Origin of the sequence: Pseudomonas sp. TJI-51, assembly GCF_000190455.2 — a bacterium.
GTDB classification, from domain to species: domain Bacteria; phylum Pseudomonadota; class Gammaproteobacteria; order Pseudomonadales; family Pseudomonadaceae; genus Aquipseudomonas; species Aquipseudomonas juntendi.
In genome coordinates this window covers 1-15,970 of the sequence record NZ_AEWE02000103.1, presented here as the reverse complement: position 1 = coordinate 15,970, position 15,970 = coordinate 1, and the positions used below count along the sequence as shown (strand labels likewise).

The 15,970-nt window shown below is 62.8% G+C and carries 18 protein-coding genes; 10 read left to right on the top strand and 8 right to left on the bottom strand.

The features are described 5' to 3' along the window. Nucleotides 1-137: 137 nt before the first annotated feature. On the top strand, nucleotides 138-365 hold the full coding sequence (locus G1E_RS20710) for a YheU family protein (RefSeq protein WP_009682864.1): 228 nt from the start codon (nucleotides 138-140) through the stop codon (nucleotides 363-365). On the opposite strand, the gene csrA is transcribed toward G1E_RS20710, so the two are convergent. Further along, nucleotides 362-544, bottom strand: a complete 183-nt coding sequence (gene csrA / locus G1E_RS20705) for a carbon storage regulator CsrA (RefSeq protein ID WP_009682863.1) — start codon at nucleotides 542-544, stop codon at nucleotides 362-364. The two genes, G1E_RS20710 and csrA, sit on opposite strands and share 4 nt — an antisense overlap. A gap of 120 nt (nucleotides 545-664) precedes the next feature. Beyond that, a complete protein-coding gene (locus G1E_RS20700) occupies nucleotides 665-1,474 on the bottom strand; it encodes an SDR family oxidoreductase (protein WP_009682862.1) in 810 nt (269 codons plus the stop codon). Between the two features lie 195 nt (nucleotides 1,475-1,669). On the opposite strand from G1E_RS20700, the gene G1E_RS27855 reads away from it, so the two are divergent. Next, complete coding sequence (locus tag G1E_RS27855) at nucleotides 1,670-1,822, top strand: DUF3309 family protein (RefSeq protein WP_009682861.1); 153 nt, start codon at nucleotides 1,670-1,672, stop codon at nucleotides 1,820-1,822. Between the two features lie 63 nt (nucleotides 1,823-1,885). Here the strand turns inward: G1E_RS27855 and G1E_RS20690 are convergent, their stop codons facing one another. The 3 genes from G1E_RS20690 to G1E_RS20680 all read right to left on the bottom strand — a co-directional run bounded on the left by G1E_RS20690 (nucleotide 1,886) and on the right by G1E_RS20680 (nucleotide 4,922). Beyond that, nucleotides 1,886-3,550, bottom strand: a complete 1,665-nt coding sequence (locus G1E_RS20690) for a cation acetate symporter (RefSeq protein ID WP_009682860.1) — start codon at nucleotides 3,548-3,550, stop codon at nucleotides 1,886-1,888. Continuing rightward, nucleotides 3,547-3,858 (bottom strand): DUF485 domain-containing protein, encoded by a 312-nt coding sequence (locus tag G1E_RS20685; protein ID WP_009682859.1) that lies wholly within the window; start codon nucleotides 3,856-3,858, stop codon nucleotides 3,547-3,549. Before G1E_RS20685 ends, G1E_RS20690 begins: the two co-directional genes overlap by 4 nt. Nucleotides 3,859-4,061: 203 nt before the next feature. Further along, on the bottom strand, nucleotides 4,062-4,922 hold the full coding sequence (locus tag G1E_RS20680; protein ID WP_009682858.1) for a glycine betaine ABC transporter substrate-binding protein: 861 nt from the start codon (nucleotides 4,920-4,922) through the stop codon (nucleotides 4,062-4,064). 197 nt (nucleotides 4,923-5,119) lie between these two features. On the opposite strand from G1E_RS20680, the gene G1E_RS20675 reads away from it, so the two are divergent. Continuing rightward, a complete protein-coding gene (locus G1E_RS20675; RefSeq protein WP_009682857.1) occupies nucleotides 5,120-6,685 on the top strand; it encodes a beta-1,6-glucan synthase in 1,566 nt (521 codons plus the stop codon). Between the two features lie 40 nt (nucleotides 6,686-6,725). Here the strand turns inward: G1E_RS20675 and G1E_RS20670 are convergent, their stop codons facing one another. Continuing rightward, nucleotides 6,726-7,094 (bottom strand): hypothetical protein, encoded by a 369-nt coding sequence (locus G1E_RS20670; RefSeq protein ID WP_033690406.1) that lies wholly within the window; start codon nucleotides 7,092-7,094, stop codon nucleotides 6,726-6,728. 190 nt (nucleotides 7,095-7,284) lie between these two features. Here G1E_RS20670 and G1E_RS20665 point away from each other — a divergent pair, with 190 nt between their 5' ends. Next, entirely contained in the window at nucleotides 7,285-8,583 is a 1,299-nt protein-coding gene (locus G1E_RS20665; protein ID WP_009682855.1) for a serine protein kinase PrkA, read from the top strand. Continuing rightward, nucleotides 8,576-9,403: a VacJ family lipoprotein gene (locus G1E_RS20660; protein WP_009682854.1), complete on the top strand. Its 828-nt coding sequence runs from the start codon at nucleotides 8,576-8,578 to the stop codon at nucleotides 9,401-9,403. The genes G1E_RS20665 and G1E_RS20660 overlap by 8 nt, the downstream gene beginning before the upstream one ends. Nucleotides 9,404-9,457: 54 nt before the next feature. On the opposite strand, the gene G1E_RS20655 is transcribed toward G1E_RS20660, so the two are convergent. Continuing rightward, on the bottom strand, nucleotides 9,458-10,609 hold the full coding sequence (locus tag G1E_RS20655) for a patatin-like phospholipase family protein (protein ID WP_047150069.1): 1,152 nt from the start codon (nucleotides 10,607-10,609) through the stop codon (nucleotides 9,458-9,460). 25 nt (nucleotides 10,610-10,634) lie between these two features. Beyond that, a complete protein-coding gene (locus G1E_RS20650; RefSeq protein ID WP_009682851.1) occupies nucleotides 10,635-11,570 on the bottom strand; it encodes a lipid A biosynthesis lauroyl acyltransferase in 936 nt (311 codons plus the stop codon). 111 nt (nucleotides 11,571-11,681) lie between these two features. On the opposite strand from G1E_RS20650, the gene minC reads away from it, so the two are divergent. The 5 genes from minC (at nucleotide 11,682) to G1E_RS20625 (ending at nucleotide 15,935) form a co-directional block, all read left to right on the top strand. Beyond that, nucleotides 11,682-12,443, top strand: coding sequence for a septum site-determining protein MinC (gene minC, locus G1E_RS20645; protein ID WP_009682850.1), 762 nt, complete (start codon nucleotides 11,682-11,684; stop codon nucleotides 12,441-12,443). A gap of 120 nt (nucleotides 12,444-12,563) precedes the next feature. Continuing rightward, on the top strand, nucleotides 12,564-13,376 hold the full coding sequence (minD, locus tag G1E_RS20640) for a septum site-determining protein MinD (protein WP_003252574.1): 813 nt from the start codon (nucleotides 12,564-12,566) through the stop codon (nucleotides 13,374-13,376). 3 nt (nucleotides 13,377-13,379) lie between these two features. Continuing rightward, nucleotides 13,380-13,634 (top strand): cell division topological specificity factor MinE, encoded by a 255-nt coding sequence (minE, locus tag G1E_RS20635; protein WP_009682849.1) that lies wholly within the window; start codon nucleotides 13,380-13,382, stop codon nucleotides 13,632-13,634. A 153-nt stretch (nucleotides 13,635-13,787) separates the two neighbouring features. Continuing rightward, nucleotides 13,788-14,423, top strand: a complete 636-nt coding sequence (locus G1E_RS20630) for an RluA family pseudouridine synthase (protein ID WP_009682848.1) — start codon at nucleotides 13,788-13,790, stop codon at nucleotides 14,421-14,423. A 222-nt stretch (nucleotides 14,424-14,645) separates the two neighbouring features. After that, nucleotides 14,646-15,935, top strand: a complete 1,290-nt coding sequence (locus G1E_RS20625; protein WP_009682847.1) for a M18 family aminopeptidase — start codon at nucleotides 14,646-14,648, stop codon at nucleotides 15,933-15,935. The last annotated feature ends 35 nt before the right edge of the window (nucleotides 15,936-15,970 follow it).

Sequence of the window (15,970 nt, the reverse complement as noted above, 5' to 3'; positions counted from 1 at the left end):
AACCATAGAATCTCCCACAGCTCAAAAATTGCACGGTCGTTGAGGTGCGCCCTTGTGTCGCGATGGGCCGCAACGCGGCCCCAAAAGCCCCAATGTTTCGCGTAGCATGCCCCCACCGTAACCCGAGACACCGCCCCATGCTGATCCCTTACGAGCAACTGCAAGCCGAAACACTGACCCGCCTGATCGAAGACTTCGTCACCCGCGACGGTACCGACAATGGTGACGATACCCCGCTGGAAACACGGGTACTGCGGGTACGCCAGGCATTGGCCAAGGGCCAGGCCTTCATCCTGTTCGACCCCGAAAGCCAGCAGTGCCAGTTGCTGGCCAAGCATGACGTGCCGCGGGAACTGCTCGACTAGCCGGCCTCGGCTTTCTTGGCTTCCTTGATGCGCTTGTACACCTCGGACCGGTGCACCGGCACTTCCCGTGGGGCGTCCACGCCAAAGCGCACCACCCCGTCACGGGTTTCGACCACCACGAGGCGGATGTTCTCACCGATCATGATGACCTCGCCCACTTCGCGCCCTATCACCAGCATGTTCCGGTCCTCCTGCACAAGGTAAAACCGGAGACTGCATCGTCAGGATCAGGCTACTCAATAGCTCCGCAGCGATTCAGAAGCGCCCTACATCTACTGGTAATTCGCCCTACAGATATTTCATCGCGAAACAGCTTTGGCACGCATTTTCACGGCCATTTCGGCCATTTCCTGGTAGAGCCGCTCGGGGGCTTGCCGCTTCAATTCCCAAGCCTGCCGCCCGGCCTCATGCGGCATAATCAGGAACTCGCCAGCAGCGACCTGCCGGTGGATGTAGTCGGCAATGTCCGCCGCATTGATCGGCGACCCTTCCAGCAACTTGCCGACCTGCGCCTTCATGGCCGGGTTCGGGCCGCGGAACGAGTCCAGCAGATTGGTCTGGAAGAACGACGGGCACACCACATGCACCGCCACCTCCACCTGGCGCAATTCCACCAGCAGGCTCTCCGACAGCGCCAGCACGCCGGCCTTGGCGACGTTGTAGTTGCTCATGCCCGGCCCCTGCATCAGGGCGGCCATCGACGCGACGTTGATGATGCGCCCCTTGCTGCGCTCCAGCAGGGGCAGGAAGGCCTTGCAGCCCTTCACCACGCCCATCAGGTTGACGGCGATCTGCCAATCCCAGTCTTCCAGCGACAGCTCGGCAAAAAAACCGCCCGAGGCAACCCCGGCGTTGTTGACCACCACGTCGATGCCACCTAACTGCTCGGTACAGGCCTGGGCCAGGGCTGTGAGCTGGCTGTAGTCGCGCACGTCGCAGCGCTGGACGAAACCCTCACCGCCGGCCGCACGGGCCAGGTCCAGCGTTTCGCGCAGGCCGCTTTCGTTGACATCGGCCAGCGCCAGGCGCCACCCCTCACGTGCCCAACGCAGGGCAATTTCGCGCCCGAGGCCTGAGCCGGCTCCGGTAATCATGATGCGGTTGTGCATGGTGGCTGGCCCTGTCTCGTTGAGGTATGAAACGAGTCTAAACAAGGGCCTGGCCAACGGCAGGGTTCATCAGGGTAGTGAATGTGGGGGCATGAACCGGCACAAAATGGAATCTTTCACATTGCCCACCAGTCCGAACTTACAAGAGGCCGGCAACCCGAGGCCCTTGACCCCTAACCACGCAAGGACACGTACATGACCACGATCCTCATCATCATCCTGATTCTTCTGTTGATTGGTGGCTTACCGGTCTTCCCACACTCGCGCAGCTGGGGCTACGGCCCGTCCGGCATCGTCGGCGTGGTACTGGTGGTCCTGCTGGTGTTGTTACTGCTGGGCAGGATCTAGACGCGCCACGCTAGGCAAAAAAAAAACCGCGCTTCGGCGCGGTTTTTTTATGGGCGGGCGGGCTCAGTGCGACACAGCGCCTGAAGCCCCCAGGCCAGTCTGCGAACGGACGAACTGCGGGAAGAACAGCGCGCGTTCGTTTTCTGCGGCCTTGGACTTGTCGGTGACCGAGAAGAACCAGATGCTGACGAAGGCAATGGCCATCGAGAACAGCGCCGGGTACTCGTAGGGGTAGATCGGCTTTTCATGGCCCAGGATCTGCACCCAGATGGTCGGGCCAAGGATCATCAGCGTCACTGCGCTGACCAGGCCCAGCCAGCCGCCGATCATGGCGCCACGGGTGGTCAGCTTTTTCCAGTACATCGAAAGCAGCAGGACCGGGAAGTTGCAGCTGGCGGCGATGGAGAACGCCAGGCCGACCATGAAGGCGATGTTCTGCTTCTCGAACAGGATGCCCAGGCCGATCGCCAGTACGCCGAGGGCGACGGTGGTGATCTTCGACACGCGGATCTCGTCCTTGTCGTTGGCCTTGCCCTTGCGCCACACGCTGGCGTACAGGTCGTGGGACACTGCCGAGGCACCCGCCAGGGTCAGGCCGGCGACCACCGCCAGGATGGTGGCGAACGCCACTGCCGAGATGAAGCCGAGGAATACGCTGCCACCCACGGCATTGGCCAGGTGCACCGCGGCCATGTTGTTGCCGCCCAGCAGCGCGCCGGCGGCGTCCTTGAAGTCAGGGTTTGTGCTGACCAGCAGGATGGCGCCAAAGCCGATGATGAAGGTGAGGATGTAGAAGTAGCCGATGAAGCCGGTGGCGTACAGCACGCTCTTGCGGGCTTCCTTGGCGTCACTGACGGTGAAGAAGCGCATCAGGATGTGCGGCAGGCCTGCCGTACCGAACATCAGCGCCAGGCCCAGCGAGAACGCCGAGATCGGGTCTTTGACCAGGCCGCCCGGGCTCATGATGGCCTCGCCCTTGGCGTGCACCTTGATCGCTTCGGAGAACAGCGTGTTGAAGTCGAAGCCCACGTGTTTCATCACCATCAGCGCCATGAAGCTGGCACCGGACAGCAACAGCACGGCCTTGATGATCTGTACCCAGGTGGTGGCGAGCATGCCGCCGAACAGCACGTACAGGCACATCAGGATACCCACCAGGATCACCGCCACATGGTAGTCCAGGCCGAACAGCAGCTCGATCAGCTTGCCGGCACCGACCATCTGCGCGATCAGGTAGAACGCCACCACCACCAGCGAGCCGGAAGCCGACAAGGTGCGGATTTCCTTTTGCCCGAGGCGGTACGACGCCACGTCGGCGAAGGTGTACTTGCCCAGGTTGCGCAGGCGTTCGGCAATCAGGAAGAGAATGATCGGCCAGCCGACCAAGAAGCCGATCGAGTAGATCAGGCCATCGTAGCCAGAGGTGAACACCAGTGCGGAAATGCCCAGGAACGAGGCTGCCGACATGTAGTCGCCGGCAATCGCCAGGCCATTCTGGAAACCGGTGATCTTGCCGCCGGCGGCGTAGTAGTCGGACGCCGACTTGTTGCGCTTGGAGGCCCAGTAGGTAATGCCCAGGGTGAAAGCGACGAACGCTACGAACATGGCGATGGCAGAGACGTTCAGCGGTTGCTTCTGCACCTCGCCGGTCAGGGCATCGGCGGCCCACACGGCGGGTGCGAAGGCTCCGCAGGCCAGTATGGCCAGGGCTTTGGCGTGGCGAATCATTGTTGCGCCTCCTTCAGGATGGCCTTGTTCAGCTCATCGAACTCGCCGTTGGCGCGGCGCACGTAGATGGCGGTAAGGACGAATGCCGAGACGATCAGGCCGACGCCAATGGGGATACCCCAGGTGATCGACGACTCAGGGCTGAGCTTTGCGCCCAGTATGTGAGGACCGTAGGCAATGAGGAGGATGAAAGCGCAGTACAAGCCGAGCATGATCGCCGAGAGGATCCAGGCGAACCGTTCGCGTTTGCTGACCAGCTCCTTGAAGCGAGGGCTGTTTTGTATCGAGAGGTAAATGCTGTCGTTCATTGTTTTTGTCCTAGCAGCACAAGTAGGGAAACACCCACACCCTTACTTTATGCTGCCGATGGACGCCAACCAGACGACCTTAGTCTTAGATGCAACGGTGTTTTACCGTTTGCGTAACAAAGTGCCGGCCCATTCGCGAGAAAACCCGCTGCCCTGCGGCAGCGGGTTTACCCGCGAAGCAACAAAACCGGCCCTTCAGGTCGTTACTTGCCAGTCCATTCCTTCACGCGGTCCGGGTGCTTGGCCACCCAATCCTTGGCCGCCGCTTCAGGCTTGGCGCCTTCCTGGATGGCCAGCATCACTTCGCCAATCTCGTCTTTGGACTGCCAGCTGAATTTCTTCAGGAACTCGGCCACTTCCGGTGCCTTGGTCGCCAGTTCTTTGCTGCCGATGCTGTTTACGGTTTCCGACGCGCCATAAACGCCTTTCGGGTCTTCGAGGAACTTCAGCTTCCACTTGGCGAACATCCAGTGCGGCACCCAGCCGGTCACTGCAATCGACTGCTGCTTGGCGTAGGCGCGGCCCAGTTCGGCGGTCATCGCGGCGCCCGAGCTGGCTTGCAGCTTGTAGCCGGTCAGGTCGTAGTCCTTGATGGCCTGTTCGGTCTTGATCATCACGCCCGAGCCTGCATCGATGCCGACGATCTTCTGCTTGAAGCTGTTGTCGGTCTTGAGGTCGGCGATGCTGGTGGCCTTGACGTACTCAGGCACGATCAAGCCGATCTTGGCATCTTTGAAGTTGGCGCCGTAGTCGACCACGTTATCCTTGTTCTTGGCCCAGTACTCGCCATGGGTCACCGGCAACCAGGCCGACAACATGGCATCGAGCTTGCCGGTCGCCACACCCTGCCACATGATCCCGGTGGCAACGGCCTGCAACTTCACATCGTAGCCGAGCTTCTGCTTGATTACTTCGGCCGCCACGTTGGTGGTTGCCACGCTGTCGGCCCAGCCGTCCACGTAGCCAATGCTCACTTCCTTGGCCATTGCCTGTGCTGCGCTCAATCCCAGTACCAGGGCAGTGCCCACGCCCAGGAAACGTCGCATTTTTTTCAAAGTCGCCATCAAAGCATCCCCTCGTCAGGTCTTGGAGATTCCATCATCTGCCTGCAACCCCGGGCGACCTGATCCAGCTGCGACCTGTACCTGCCCCATATGCGACAGCACTGTGCCATTAGCGCCATATGCCCACCACGACCTGCGCGATCCTTGCATGCCAAAGCTTTGGCGCCGGGCTACTATCTATCCCTTTGTGCCTGACGATGGACCGCCTGATGCCCCGTTCTGCCCGCGCGCTGCTGCCGTTGTACCTGCTTGCCTTCCTGTTCGCCCTGCTGGGGCTGGGAGCGCTCTGGTACGGGCTTGGCAAGCCGCTGCAACTGCCCGATGCCGCGAGCCCTGCACACAAGCTGCAATGTGCCTCGTACACACCGTTCGACAAGGACCAGTCGCCCTACGACCAACCGTTTCGGCTGCGCCCGCAGCGCATGGATGCCGACCTGGCCTTGTTGGCCGAACGCTTTCAGTGCATTCGCACCTATTCCATGACCGGTCTTGAAGCAATACCGGCGCTGGCGCGCAAGCACGGCCTGAAGGTGATGCTGGGGGCCTGGGTCAATGCGCACGCCGCCGACACCGAGCGGGAAATCAACCTGCTGATCGCCGCCGCCAATGCCAACCCCGACGTGGTCAGCGCAGTGATCGTCGGCAACGAAACCCTGCTGCGCAAGGAGGTGACCGGTGCACACCTGGCCACGCTGATCGCCCGGGTGAAAAGCCAGGTGCACGTGCCGGTGACCTACGCCGATGTCTGGGAGTTCTGGTTGCAGCACCCGCAGGTGGCACCGGCGGTGGACTTCCTCACCATTCACCTGTTGCCCTACTGGGAGGACGACCCCCAGGGCATCGACCAGGCCTTGGCCCATGTCGCCGATGTACGCCGGGTGTTCGGTACGCGCTTTGCGCCCAAGGACGTCCTGATTGGTGAAACCGGCTGGCCCAGCGAAGGCCGCCAGCGCGAGACGGCAGTGCCCAGCCGGGTCAATGAAGCGCGCTTCATTCGTGGTTTTGTGAGCATGGCAGAGGCCAATGGCTGGCACTACAACCTGATCGAGGCCTTCGACCAGCCGTGGAAGCGTGCCAACGAAGGTGCGGTGGGCGGGTACTGGGGGTTGTACGATGCCGACCGGCAGGACAAGGGTGTGCTGGAAGGGCCGGTGAGCAACCTGCACTACTGGCCGCAGTGGTTGCTGGGCAGCGCCGGGCTGATGCTGGTCATGCTGGTGCTGGCCGGGCGCCCCGCCACCCTGCGGGCGGCGTTGCTGTTACCGCTGCTGGCAGCGCTGGGGGCGGGTTGCCTGGGCTTGTGGGGCGAGCTGGTGCGTACCCATGCGCGCTTCGCCGGGGAATGGGTGTGGGCGCTGGCGCTGGTCGCACTGAACCTGTTGGTGCTGGCCCATGCCGTGTTGGCCCAGGCGCAGCGCGCCGGTTGGCGCGAGCGGCTGTTCGCCGGGTTGCAGGCGCGCGCCGGCTGGCTGTTGCTGGCAGCAGGCTTCGCTGCGGCGGTGAGCATGCTGGCGCTGGTGTTCGACCCGCGCTACCGCAGCTTCCCCACTGCAGCGCTGGCGTTGCCGGCGCTGGTGTACGCGCTGTGGCCGGTGCGCGCGCCGCGGGCGGAGGTGGCATTGCTGGCGTTTATCGTGGGCGCCGGGGTGGCGCCACAGCTGTTTGTTGAAGGGCTGCAGAACCGCCAGGCCTGGGGGTGGGCGGTGGTGAGCGTGGTAATGACAGTGGCGCTGTGGCGCAGCTTGCGGCTGCGCGCGGTGTGATGGCGGCCGCGGCGCACCTTTGATGCGGCGGTTGGCCTGGTCAGGCCCGCTGCTGCGAGCGGACCAACCGCAAGCCCGCCAGCACTAGCGCAAACACCGCAATGCTGGCGGTATACAGCACCAGCGCCGGCACCGCGAACACCAGGGCCAGGAAGGCCAGCCACCAGCCTGCACGGCCGGCGACCACCTGCGCCAACAGGGCCAGGCCCAACCCGCCCCAGGCCAGCACCTGGTGGTGAATGCCCAACCCCAGCAACGACCGGACCTCGCACTGCCAGTACGCCGCCGGTAACGTGCACAGGCCGACCCACTGGCCGTCTTCCATCAGCCCGTAACGCACCGCATAACTGGCTGCGAGCCACAGCCCGATGAACAGCATGACCATGGCTGCCGTCAAGGCACGAGACATCCTGTTTACCCTACAGTCACTATCGAAGAAAACGATGATCACCCATCGCCCGTGATAAGGCAAAATTGTCGGCCTGCAGCTATGTTGCAGATAACAAGAACACCAAAGGCCACTACGCCAGGCAACTTTGTTCAGCCCGCAGTGGTCCTAGCCTGCATACGCTTTACCTTGCGTTCTTTTGGGGGATTACATGCTTCGTACTTTGCGCCTCGCTGCCTTGCTCGGTGGCCTGCTCATGGCTGTGGCCGCTTCAGCGCGCGATATCGACGCCGCCAGCTATGGCTACCCCTTGACCAACCCGTTCGAGGCCACCATCGCCACCACACCGCCGGAGCAGCGCCCGACCCTGCCCAGCGATGAAGACATCAACCAATCCGACTACAGCCTGAACCTGCGCCCGGAGCGCGAGTTCATCCTGCCCGACAACTTCTGGGCGGTAAAAAAGCTCAAGTACCGCCTGGCCCGCCAGGACCACGCGGCGCCGCTGATCTTCATCATCGCCGGCACCGGGGCCGCCTACAGCAGCACCATCAACGAATACCTGAAAAAGCTGTTCTATCAGGCCGGTTTTCACGTAGTGCAGCTGTCGTCGCCTACCAGCTACGACTTCATAAGCGCCGCCTCGCGCTTTGCCACCCCCGGCATCACCCAGGAAGACGCCGAAGACCTGTACCGGGTCATGCAGGCCGTGCGGGCCCAGCACCCGCGCCTGCCGGTCAGCGAGTTCTACCTGACCGGCTACAGCCTGGGGGCCCTCGACGCGGCGTTCGTCAGCCACCTGGACGAAACCCGCCGCAGCTTCAACTTCAAGCGCGTATTGCTGCTCAACCCACCGGTTAACCTGTACACCTCGATCAACAACCTCGACAAGCTGGTGCAAACCCAGGTCAAGGGCATCGACCGCAGCACCACCTTCTACGAGTTGATGCTGCAAAAGCTCACCCGCTACTTCCAGGACAAGGGTTACATCGACCTCAACGATGCCCTGTTGTACGACTTCCAGCAGTCGAAACAACATTTGTCCAACGAACAGATGGCCATGTTGATCGGCACCTCGTTCCGCTTCTCGGCGGCCGACATTGCCTTTACCTCCGACCTGATCAACCGTCGCGGCCTGATCATTCCGCCGAAGTACCCGATCACCGAAGGCAGCAGCCTCACGCCGTTCTTCAAACGTGCCCTGCAGTGTGACTTCGACTGCTACATGACCGAGCAGGTAATCCCCATGTGGCGTGCACGCACCGACGGCAACAGCATCCTGCAACTGATCAACCAGGTCAGCCTGTACGCGCTGGCAGACTACCTGCACAGCAGCGACAAGATCGCGGTGATGCACAACGCCGACGACGTCATCCTCGGCCCGGGCGACATCGGCTTCCTGCGCAAGGTCTTTGGTGACCGGCTGACCCTCTACCCCCATGGCGGCCATTGCGGCAACCTCAACTACCGCGTCAACAGCGACGCCATGCTGGAGTTCTTCCGTGGTTAACAAACTCCTCTTCGCCACTGCCCTGCTAGCCGCCGGCCACACCCTGGCCGCCGAAACCGCACCGCGGGCCAGCGTGGTCGAGGCCGACCCGCAGGTGGTTGGCACAGCGCCACTGGTGCCCGAGTCCGACGGTTTTCTCGACCCGCTGCGCGAGCTGAAATTCAACCCCGGCCTGGACCAGCGCGAGTTCGAGCGCTCCACGTTGGAGGCGCTGAACGTGTACGACCCGCTGGAGTCGGTCAACCGGCGCATCTACCATTTCAACTACCGCCTCGACCAGTGGGTGCTGCTGCCGTTGGTGAACGGCTACCAGTACGTTACGCCAAGCTTCGTCCGCACCGGGGTCAGCAACTTCTTCAATAACCTGGGCGATGTGCCGAACCTGTTCAACAGCGTGCTGCAGCTCAAGGCCAAACGCTCGGCCGAGATCACGGCGCGGTTGATGTTCAATACCATCATTGGCGTAGGCGGGCTGTGGGACCCGGCCACCAGCATGGGCCTGCCACGGCAGAGCGAAGACTTTGGCCAGACGCTGGGCTTCTACGGGGTACCCGAAGGGCCGTACCTGATGCTGCCGCTGCTGGGCCCGTCGAACCTGCGCGATACCACCGGCCTGGCAGTGGACTACGCCGGCGAGCAGAGCATCAACTACCTCAACGTGGCCGACGCCAGCAAGGACCACCCTGAGATCTTCGCCTTGCGCGTGGTGGACAAGCGCTACAACACCAAATTCCGCTATGGCCAGCTCAACTCGCCGTTCGAGTATGAAAAAGTGCGCTACGTGTATACCCAGTCGCGCAAGCTGCAGATAGCCGACTAACCCGGCCCGGCCCTTTGGCGGCGGTGCAATGCCGCGAAAGGGCCGGCGCAGGCGTTATCCGATACCCAAAAACTGGCACAGCTCGCGCTTTTTGGCCAAGGCGTCGCGGCGCCCCAACTCGATCAGCTCACTGCAATAACCGGCTTCGAACAGCAGATAGCTCAACACCCCCGCCCCACTGGTACGGGTTGCCCCCGGCCCGCGCAGGAACAGGCGCAGCGCCGCCGGCAGGTCGCGGCGGTGACGCGCGGCAATCTCATCCAGCGGCTGGCTGGGCGCAACCACCAGCACATCGATCGGTGCCAGGCCCAGGCGGCGTGCGTCCAGGTGCGCTGGCAACAGCCGGCCCAGGTGGTTGAGCCGCTGCAGCAGTTCGATGTCATCTTCCAGGCTGTCAATGAAGGTACTGTTGAGCAGGTGCCCACCGATCTGCGCCAGGCTCGGCTGCCGCCCCCTGAACACCCGCTGGGTTGGCAAGGGTGGCGCAGGCCGCTGCGGGTTGCCGCTGACGCCGACCACCAGCACCCGGCTGGCGCCCAGGTGCAGGGCCGGGCTTATCGGAGCGGACTGTCGCACCGCACCGTCACCGTAATACTCGCCACCCAACTGCACCGGCGCGAACAGCAGCGGAATCGCCGCACTGGCCAGCAGGTGGTCGATGCCCAGCGGCGTGGGCACGCCGATGCGGCGGTGGCGCAACCAGGCCTCGATCGAGCCTCGGCCCTGGTAGAAGGTCACCGCCTGGCCGGACTCGTAACCGAAGGCGGTTACCGCTACCGCGCGCAGTTGCTCGGCGGCCAAGGCCTGGCCAATGCCATCCAGGTTCAGCTGCGCCTCCAGCAAGGTGCGCAGCGGCCGGCTGTCGAGCAACGCCACGGGCGCCTGGCCGCCCAGCCCAAGCAGGTTGTGGCCGACAAACCGGCTGGCCTGGCGCACCACCCCAGGCCAGTCACTGCGGATCACCAGGTGGCTGGAAATGTTCTGCCAGAAGTGCGTCAGCCGTTGCACAGCGCTGTTGAACTGGCCGGCACCGCTGGCCAGGGTCACGGCGTTGATGGCCCCTGCCGAAGTGCCGACGATCACCGGGAACGGGTTGGCTGCGCTGGCCGGCAACAGCTCGGCGATGCCGGCCAGTACGCCGACCTGATAGGCGGCGCGGGCGCCACCGCCAGACAGGATAAGGCCGGTTACCGCAGGTGGGGCCATGGCGTGCTTCCCGACGCCACAGGGTTCAACGCTTTTTCTTGTCATACAGCCGCTCAGCCCCTTCGGGCCGCGACTTGAACCGGCGGTGCGCCCACAGGTACTGCTCGGGGCATTCGCGCAGCACGCTTTCGACCCACTGGTTGATGCGCAGGCAATCGGCCTCTTCGCTTTCCCCGGGGAAGTCCGCCAGCGGTGGGTGGATCACCAGCCGGTAGCCGCTGCCATCGTCCAGGCGTTTCTGGGTGAACGGAATGACCTGCGCCTTGCCCAGCCGGGCAAACTTGGTGGTGGCCGTGACCGTTGCGGCGGGTATGCCGAACAGCGGCACGAACAGGCTCTGCTTGGTGCCGTAGTCCTGGTCCGGCGCGTACCAGATCGCCCGGCCCGAACGCAGCAGCTTGAGCATGCCACGCACATCCTCACGTTCCACCGCCAGCGAATCGAGGTTGTGGCGCTCGCGGCCGCTGCGCTGGATGAAATCGAACAGCGCGTTACCATGCTCGCGGTACATGCCGTCGATGGTGTGCTGCTGGCCCAGCAGCGCCGCGCCGATTTCCAGGGTGGTAAAGTGCACCGCCATCAGGATGGCCCCCTGCCCCGCCTGCTGCGCGGCTTGCAGGTGCTCCAGGCCCTCGACATGGGCCAGGCGTGCCAGCCGCGCCTTGGGCCACCACCAGCTCATGGCCATTTCGAAGAAGGCGATGCCGGTGGACGCGAAGTTGGCCTTCAGCAACCGCTGCCGTTCGTCGACTGACAGCTCCGGAAAGCACAGCTCCAGGTTGCGCGCAGCAATGCGCCGGCGCTCGCCGGCAAAGTGGTACATCACCGCGCCCAGCGCGGCACCGATTTTCAACAGCACCCGGTACGGCAACTGGACTACCAGCCACAGCAGGCCCAGGCCCAGCCACAGGCCCCAGAACTTTGGGTGAAGGTAATAGCGACGAAAACGCGGGCGTTCCATTGAAGCATCCGGAAAGACAAAGGCTGCGCATTCTACAACGGATCAGCGCATGTTGCGGGCAACCGGTGTTCTCGTTATAAGTCAGGGCACTTTTTCCGCAACAAGCCGTCTATGCAGACCATGAGCCCAAACCACACACCCGACACCGCTTCCGTGTTCCAGCTCAAGGGCAGCATGCTTGCCATCACCGTACTGGAACTGGCGCGCAATGACCTTGAAGCCCTGGACCGCCAGCTGGCGGCCAAAGTCGCCCAGGCGCCGAACTTCTTCAGTAACACGCCGCTGGTGCTGGCGCTGGACAAGCTGCCTGCCGATGAAGGGGCAATCGACCTGCCCGGCTTGATGCGGATCTGCCGCCACCATGGCCTGCGTACGCTGGCCATTCGTGCCAGCCGCATCGAGGACATCGCCGCCGCCATCGCCATCGACCTGCCCGTGCTGCCGCCGTCCGGCGCCCGTGAGCGGCCGCTGGAGCCCGAACCCGAAGCGGTGAAAAAACCCGAACCCGCCCCGGTACCGCCCCCAGCCCCGGAGCCGGAGGTACGCCCGACCCGTATCATCACTTCGCCGGTACGCGGCGGCCAGCAGATCTACGCCCAAGGTGGCGATCTGATAGTCACGGCTTCGGTCAGCCCAGGTGCGGAACTTCTGGCCGATGGCAACATCCATGTGTACGGCGCCATGCGCGGCCGCGCCCTGGCCGGCATCAAAGGCAATACCAAGGCACGTATCTTCTGCCAGCAGATGACCGCCGAAATGGTCTCCATCGCTGGCCAGTACAAGGTCTGCGAAGACCTGCGCCGCGACCCGCTGTGGGGCACCGGCGTGCAAGTCAGCCTGTCTGGTGACGTGTTGAACATCACCCGTCTTTAACGGATACTTGCCAGCATTTTTAGTGCAACTTTTTTTACAGTTGCCTTTTATTTGAGCTATTAAAGCTATTTCAGTTTTTTGCAGGGACAAGTGTCCCGACTATTTTAGGGGTGAAACACCTTGGCCAAGATTCTCGTGGTTACTTCCGGCAAGGGGGGTGTGGGCAAGACCACCACCAGCGCCGCCATTGGTACCGGCCTCGCACTGCGCGGCCACAAGACCGTCATCGTCGACTTCGACGTGGGCCTGCGTAACCTCGACCTGATCATGGGCTGCGAACGCCGCGTGGTGTACGACTTCGTCAACGTGGTCAACGGCGAAGCCAACCTGCAGCAGGCCCTGATCAAGGACAAGCGCCTCGAGAACCTGTACGTGCTGGCCGCCAGCCAGACCCGTGACAAGGACGCGCTGACCCAGGAAGGCGTGGAAAAGGTACTGATGGACCTGAAAAAGGACTTCGAGTACGTGATCTGCGACTCGCCGGCCGGTATCGAGAAAGGCGCGCACCTGGCGATGTATTTCGCCGACGAAGCGATTGTCGTGACCAACCCTGAAGTGTCGTCGGTACGTGACTCGGACCGCATGCTGGGTATCCTGTCGAGCAAATCGCGCCGTTCCGAGAACGGCGAAGAGCCGATCAAGGAGCACCTGCTGATCACCCGCTACCATCCCGAGCGCGTGGTGAAGGGCGAAATGCTCAGCGTGGCCGACGTCGAAGAAATCCTGTCGATCAAACTCAAAGGCGTCATCCCGGAGTCTCAGGCTGTGCTCAAGGCTTCCAACCAGGGTATACCGGTCATCCTCGATGACCAGAGCGACGCTGGCCAGGCCTACAGCGATGCAGTCGACCGCCTGTTGGGCAAAGAGAAGCCAATGCGCTTCATCGATGTACAGAAGAAAGGATTCTTCGAGCGCATTTTCGGGAGCAAATAAACCATGAACCTTTTTGACTTCTTTCGTGGCAGACAGAAACAGACCAGTGCGTCGGTGGCGAAAGAGCGTCTACAGATCATCGTGGCGCACGAGCGCGGCCAGCGCAGCGAGCCGGACTACCTGCCGGAGCTGCAGAAAGAACTGCTGGAAGTGATCCGCAAGTATGTGAACATCGGCAATGACGACGTGCATATCGAGCTGGAGAACCAGGGCAGCTGCTCCATTCTGGAGCTGAACATTACCTTGCCGGATCGTTGATTCGGCAAAAAAGCCGGGGCTGCGTTGCAGCCCTTTCGCGACACAAGGCCGCTCCCATAAGGGTTATGCACTCCCCTGTGGGAGCGGCCTTGTGTCGCGAAAGGGCCGCAAAGCGGCCCCGCTGTTTTCCCCTGATATAACCGAGACCGAGCAATGCCGCTGTCGAACATCCAGATCCTGCACGAAGACGCCGCCATCCTGGTGATCAACAAGCCGACGCTGCTGCTGTCGGTGCCTGGCCGCGCCGACGACAACAAGGACTGCCTGATCACCCGCCTGCAGCAAAACGGCTACCCCGACGCCCTGATCGTGCACCGCCTGGACTGGGAAACGTCGGGCATCATCCTGCTGGCCCGCGATGCCGACAGCCACCGCGAGCTGTCGCGCCAGTTCCACGACCGTGAAACCGAAAAAGCCTACACCGCGTTGTGCTGGGGGCAGCCGGCGCTGGACAGCGGCAGCATCGACCTGCCGCTGCGCTACGACCCGCCGACCAAGCCCCGCCACGTGGTCGACCATGAGCAAGGCAAGCATGCCCTGACCTTCTGGCGCATCGTAGAGCGCTGTGGCGACCACTGCCGGGTGGAGCTGACCCCGATCACCGGGCGTTCACACCAGTTGCGCGTGCACATGCTGTCGATCGGGCACCCGTTGCTGGGCGATCGCCTGTATGCCAACCCGCAGGCATTGGCGGCGCATGAGCGGTTGTGCCTGCACGCCTCGATGCTGAGCTTCACCCACCCGGTTTCCGGGCAACGGCTGAAGTTCGAGTGCCCTGCACCTTTTTAAGCTGCAAGCTGCAAGCTGCAAGCTTCAAGCTTCAAGCTGCAAGCTGCAAGCTGCAAGCTGCAAGCTGCAAGCTGCAAGCTGCAAGAAAAAGCAAAGACAGATCGCGTGGAAGCTTGCTCCGCGGACTGCCTTTGCTTGAAGCTTGCAGCTTACGACTTGTAGCTTATGGCTTGTAGCTTATGGCTTGAAGCTTATAGCTTGAAGCTCGAATTGGAGTGAGTTATGCGCGATGCACTGAATTCTGGCCTTATCGACTTTCTCAAGGCCTCCCCCACGCCCTTCCATGCCACCGCCAGCCTGGCCCAACGCCTGGAGGCAGCCGGTTACCAGCGCCTGGACGAGCGTGATAGCTGGGCCACGGTGCCGGGCGGGCGCTACTACGTTACCCGCAACGATTCATCGATCATCGCCATCAAGTTGGGCAAGCAAGCCCCGCTACACCACGGTATCCGCATGGTCGGCGCGCATACCGACAGCCCTTGCCTGCGGGTCAAGCCGCAGCCCGAGCTGCAGCGCCAAGGCTTTTTGCAACTGGGTGTGGAAGTGTATGGCGGCGCCCTGCTGGCGCCGTGGTTCGACCGCGACCTGTCGCTGGCCGGGCGGGTCACCTACCGCCGTGATGGCAAAGTCGAAAGCCAACTCATCGACTTCAAACTGCCCATTGCCATCATCCCCAACCTGGCCATCCACCTGAACCGCACCGCCAATGAGGGCTGGGCGATCAACCCGCAGAACGAACTGCCGCCGATTCTGGCCCAGGTGGCCGGTGACGAACGCATCGACTTCCGCGCCCTGCTCACCGAGCAACTGGCCCGTGAACACGAGCTGATCGCCGACGTGGTGCTGGACTACGAACTGAGCTTCTACGACACCCAGCAGGCCGCCCTGGTCGGCCTGAACGGCGACTTCATCGCCGCGGCCCGCCTGGATAACCTGCTGTCGTGCTACGCCGGTCTGCAGGCACTGCTGGCCGCCGACAGCGACGAAACCTGCGTGCTGGTGTGCACCGACCATGAAGAGGTCGGTAGCTGCTCGGCCTGCGGCGCCGATGGCCCGATGCTGGAGCAGACCCTGCAACGCCTGCTGCCCGACGGCGACACCTACGTGCGCACCATCCAGCGTTCGCTGATGGTATCGGCCGACAACGCCCACGGCGTGCACCCCAACTATGCCGACAAGCACGACGGCAACCATGGGCCCAAACTCAACGCCGGGCCAGTGATCAAGGTGAACAACAACCAGCGTTACGCCACCAACAGCGAAACCGCTGGGTTCTTCCGCCACCTGTGCATGGCCGAAGAAGTGCCCGTGCAGAGCTTCGTGGTACGCAGCGACATGGGCTGTGGCTCGACCATCGGGCCGATCACGGCCAGCCACCTGGGTGTGCGCACCGTGGATATCGGTTTGCCGACCTTTGCCATGCACTCGATTCGCGAGCTGTGTGGTAGCCATGACCTGGCGCACCTGGTGAAGGTGCTGACAGCGTTCTACCGGTGCCGCGAGCTGCCCTGAGGTAGGCAGGTCTGACCCTATCGCCGGCAAGCCAG